General features: G+C 52.1%; 4 protein-coding genes. 3 read left to right on the forward strand and 1 reads right to left on the reverse strand.

The window, feature by feature from the left end; translation table 11 throughout:
- Positions 1-109: 109 nt before the first annotated feature.
- Entirely contained in the window at positions 110-2,146 is a 2,037-nt protein-coding gene (rep, locus tag ACP5D0_RS09975; protein ID WP_472365637.1) for a DNA helicase Rep, read from the reverse strand.
- Positions 2,147-2,311: 165 nt separating this feature from the next.
- Here rep and ACP5D0_RS09980 point away from each other — a divergent pair, with 165 nt between their 5' ends.
- The 3 genes from ACP5D0_RS09980 to ACP5D0_RS09990 all read left to right on the forward strand — a co-directional run bounded on the left by ACP5D0_RS09980 (position 2,312) and on the right by ACP5D0_RS09990 (position 4,551).
- Positions 2,312-2,890: a class I SAM-dependent methyltransferase gene (locus ACP5D0_RS09980; RefSeq protein WP_472365638.1), complete on the forward strand. Its 579-nt coding sequence runs from the start codon at positions 2,312-2,314 to the stop codon at positions 2,888-2,890.
- Between the two features lie 127 nt (positions 2,891-3,017).
- The gene (locus ACP5D0_RS09985) at positions 3,018-3,995 is read left to right on the forward strand and encodes a Tim44 domain-containing protein (protein WP_472365640.1); all 978 of its coding nucleotides are present in this window, start codon (positions 3,018-3,020) and stop codon (positions 3,993-3,995) included.
- A gap of 70 nt (positions 3,996-4,065) precedes the next feature.
- Positions 4,066-4,551: a hypothetical protein gene (locus tag ACP5D0_RS09990; protein WP_472365641.1), complete on the forward strand. Its 486-nt coding sequence runs from the start codon at positions 4,066-4,068 to the stop codon at positions 4,549-4,551.
- Positions 4,552-4,655 lie beyond the last annotated feature (104 nt).

The raw sequence follows: 4,655 nt of genomic DNA on the forward strand, positions 1-4,655 counted from the left end.
CGAATTCCCCAGCCAAATTGCAGCGAGGGTTGTTGGGCGATTTGGAAGGGGGAAATCATAGTGGCATCCTTATATTGGCATCCTGACATAAAATGGCGGCGTGAGGCGATTAAACCGCGTTTTCCAATAATGCTTTGAGATTGTCTAGGTGAGCGTTACCGCGTATTTTGGCTTCTTCAGGTGACAGTTCTTCGCCAGGTTTGCCTTCCCAGTCGAGCAGATCCGACGGCAGCTCTGCTAAAAACCGGCTGGGATCGCAGTTCACATTGTCGCCGTATTTACGGCGTTTTCGGGCGTAGGTCATGGTCAGGCTGTATTTGGCGCGAGTGATGCCGACGTAGGCCAAGCGGCGTTCTTCTTCCAGGCCTGGTGATTCCATGTTTTGCTTGTGCGGCAGCAGTTCCTCTTCCATGCCAATCAGAAAGACGTGCGGAAACTCCAGCCCTTTCGAGGCGTGCAACGTCATTAAAGTGACCATATTATGATCGGACTCATCTTCGTTGCGTTCCATTATGTCCATCAGGGTCATGTGGGCGACGATTTTTTCCAGCTTGAGTTCGTCGCCGTCTTCTTCCAGCGCCTTATTGAGGATGCGCTCAATCCACAGCAGCAGGTCACGGACGTTTTCAATGCGCTTTTCAGCGGCGCGCGGCGTATTGCTGGTTTCGTGCAGCCAGTTGTCGTATTCCAGTTTTTCAAGCAGTTGGCGCACAAACGAGGTCACTTCTTGACCTTGCAGCGCCTCGGCTTCCTGCGCCCAAGACAATAATAACTGGCCGAAATGCTGCACCCGTTGCAACGCCTTGTCGTTCAAGACGCTGCTGAGACCGAATTCCTGAGTGGCGTCAAACAGACTGACGCCGCGCTGGTTGGCGTAACTGGCGAGTTTTTCCAAGGTGGAGGCGCCGATTTCGCGGCGCGGCGTATTGACGATGCGCAGGAAGGCGGCGTCGTCGTCTGGATTGACAATGAGTTTTAGGTAGCTCATGACGTCTTTGATTTCCGCCTTGTCGAAAAAGGACTGGCCACCGGAGAGTTTGTACGGAATGTTCTGTTCCCGCAGGGCGCGTTCGAACAGGCGTGACTGGAAGTTGCCGCGATAGAGAATGGCGTAGTCGCGAAATTGGGTGCGGTGTTTGAATTTGTGGACGATGATTTCCGACACCACGCGTTCGGCTTCATGGTTTTCGTCGTGACAGGCCAAAACCCGCAGCATGTCGCCCATGCCCATTTCCGACCACAGTGATTTTTCGAACACGTGCGGGTTGTTGGCGATCAGGGCGTTGGCGGCTTGCAAAATGCGGTTGCTGGAGCGGTAGTTCTGCTCCAGTTTGATGACTTCCAGATTTGGGAAGTCTTTTTTCAATAACACCAGGTTTTCCGGCTGGGCACCGCGCCAGGCGTAGATGGATTGGTCGTCGTCGCCCACCACCGTGAATTTGGCGCGCACGCCAACTAACTGTTTCACCAGTTCGTATTGCGCGGCGTTGGTGTCTTGATATTCGTCCACCAGTAGGTAGCGCACTTTATTTTGCCATTTGTCGAGAATGGCCGGGTGTTCATTGAACAACCGCACCGGCAACCCGATCAGGTCATCGAAATCCACTGAGTTATAGGCGTGCAATTGCTTTTGGTAATAGTCGTAGAGAATGGCGCGCGCCTGTTGCAGCGGGTTTTCCGCTAACTCCAGTGCCTGTTGTGGGTTGATGTGGGCGTTTTTCCAGTTGGATATATCCCATTGCACGCCGTCCAGTTCCTCCTCGCTGAGCTGCTGTTTTTTCATCAGCTCCTTGAGAATCTGCTTGGTGTCGGTGGCGTCCATAATCGAAAAATTGGGCTTGTAGCCCAACGCCTTGTATTCGCGGCGGATAATATTCAAGCCAAGGTTGTGGAAAGTGGAGACGTTCAGACCTTTGCTCGGGTCGTTTTTCAAGAGTTTGCTGACCCGCTCTTTCATTTCTTTGGCCGCCTTGTTGGTAAACGTCAGGGCGTAGATATGATGCGGCTTGATCTCGTGCTTGCGGATCAAGTAGGCAATTTTCTCGGTGATGACGCGGGTTTTGCCGGAACCGGCACCCGCCAGAACCAGCGCCGGAGTGTCCACGTGCATAACGCCTTTCAACTGTCTGTCGTTGAGTCCAAACATGGGAGAAATCAGTCTCGCGTGAGGGCTTAAAAAAGATAGAATATGATACCAGAAGCGCAGGCCATGCTTGGATGAGAAATTGAGAACATGCCCTAATTTTTAGCCGAGGCGATCCCGAAAGCCTCTGCTTTCGCAAGGCGGTCGTGATGGAGAAGGTAAAACGACATGAGTAGCATCGAACAGCTCAAGCAAGACATTGTTTTTGAAGCGGAATTAAACGGCAAGCCCCTGACGTTTCACACCACTTGGGGCATTTTCAGCCCGCGTGAAATTGATGCCGGAACCTTGTTGCTGTTAAAGCACCTCGATTTGCAACCACAGGAAACCGCGCTGGATATCGGTTGCGGTTACGGCCCGATTGGCTTGGCCATTGCCGCCCATGCCAGCGGCGAAGTGCATATGGTGGATAAGGACTTTGTCGCGGTGGACTACGCCAATCAAAACGCGCAGCGCAACGGTTTAACGCACGCCAAGGCCTATTTGTCGAACGGCTTGAGTGCCGTGCCGCCGGACTTGCAGTTCACCACGGTGGTGTCGAACATTCCGGCCAAGGTCGGTAAAGAAATGCTCAGCATTCTGCTGCACGATGTGCATCGGCAGTTGGCACCGGGCGGCCAGTTTGTGGTGGTGACCATTAATGGTTTGCGACTTTACATGAAGCGCAACTTTATGGAAGTCTTCGGCAACTATGAAAAAGTCAAACAAGGTAAGGACTACACCATTTCACGGTGTGTAAAGGCGTGAAATGAAGCTGAAAAGCGGCTAAGGTGTCGGCACGAATTTTGAAAACAGATTCCATTTTGAATAAACGTTTGAATAACCGATTAAATAATCGATAAACTGTAAAGAAATTTTTAATAAAGGTGACAAGATGAAAAAAACAATGGTTTGGCTATCAATGGTGACGTTTTCGTTTTTTGCGACCATGCAGGTGGCGGAAGCGAAACGTTTTGGTGGGGGCGGTAGCTACGGTTATTCCAAGAAAATGGCACCGAAATCCTTTAAGCAGGATTCGAAACCCGCGTCGCAACCCGGCTCTCAGGCCGCAGGGAAGGCTCCAGCCGCGGCCGGTGCTCAAGCTTCGGGGGCGTCACGCTTTTTAGGGCCTCTGGCAGGGATTGCCGCAGGCGGTCTTTTGGCGGCCATGTTGTTTGGTGATGGCTTTGATGGCATTCAGTTGTTGGACATACTGTTAATTGCGCTGGTGGCCTTTTTGATTTTTGCCTTTTTACGTCGGCGTCGCGCCCAGGCATCCCACCCCGCCGGTTACGCCGCCAGCGGTCATGCGCCTGTGTCCTACGAACCCACGACCTATGTCCCAGCCTCCTCCGCCTCGACTCAGAAACGGCAAATGGCTGCCGATTCGGCTCCGTCATCCAGTGAATCCCCTTCAGCCTATGTGCCTCATTCGGAAGGCAGTATGATTGGCGCGGATCTTTCCCCCAGTGCCGAGCCGGTGTTGGTGAAGCCGGATTGGTTTGATGAAGCCGGTTTTATCGAACAGGCCAAGTCGCATTTTGTCGCCGTGCAGCAAGCGTGGGATGCGCTGGACGCCAAAGAGTTGCGCGACTATTGCACGCCAGAATTATTTGAAGCCTTGCAGGCGGAAATGTCGCAGTTGCAGTTTGGTACCAACCACACAGAAGTGGACGAATTGTATGCGGAAATGGCCGACATGGCGATTGAGGGGGATTATTTTGTGGTCAGTGTGCGTTTCAGCGGGTTTATCAAAGAAGATGCGAACGATGAAGCGCACGCTTTTCATGAGATTTGGCACATTCGTCGCTTAGCGGAAGGGCGTGGCAATTGGCAGATTGCCGGCATTCAGCAAAATGCAGAGAAACCCTAAAGGATAGGTGGGATAGACGGCGTTTCCGTTCCGTGCGGCCTTTCCTGATGAATCATTAGGAGACAAGAGGATGTTGAACCTTACGCAAGCGTTTCGATGGCCAGGCCATAAAAGTCGATTTTGGCCAGGCCTGGTATTAATGGCGGTTCTGATGTTTGGGGTGTCCGCCTGTTCCAAACCGCCGGTGGAAATTGTATCGGTGCAACTGCTGGATAATCTGGATCGCGGCTCCGGTAATTTTAACCGCATGCTGCAAATCTGTTTCAGCGAGCCTTTGCAAGCGGATTACTACCACCGTGCGGTGCTGGTCACCAGTCAGGGGTTTAAGCTGGAAGGGGGCAGCATGTTGCGCCCCTTGGCCTCCGACCCGGACAATAAGTGTCAGCTGCGCAATGTCTATAATTACATTGGTCGCGATTCACCGCCGGGGGTGCGTGAAATGATTCAGGAGTTCATTGTACCGGGCAATGTGAATCAGGTGTTGATTCAGATTTACGACAAAAAGCCGGAAGGCAATGAATTGCCGCTGGAAGAAAAGTTATTCCGTAATATTTAACCCGAACATTTCACAAATTTGCACCGACCTTGCTTGTTCCTTGATTCCGCAAGAAATATTTTCTCAGTCGGCCGACATCGTGGAGTCGGCACTTCTTCGAAAAT

The sequence above is a fragment of the Hydrogenovibrio sp. genome, assembly GCF_049975065.1.
Taxonomy (GTDB): domain Bacteria; phylum Pseudomonadota; class Gammaproteobacteria; order Thiomicrospirales; family Thiomicrospiraceae; genus Hydrogenovibrio.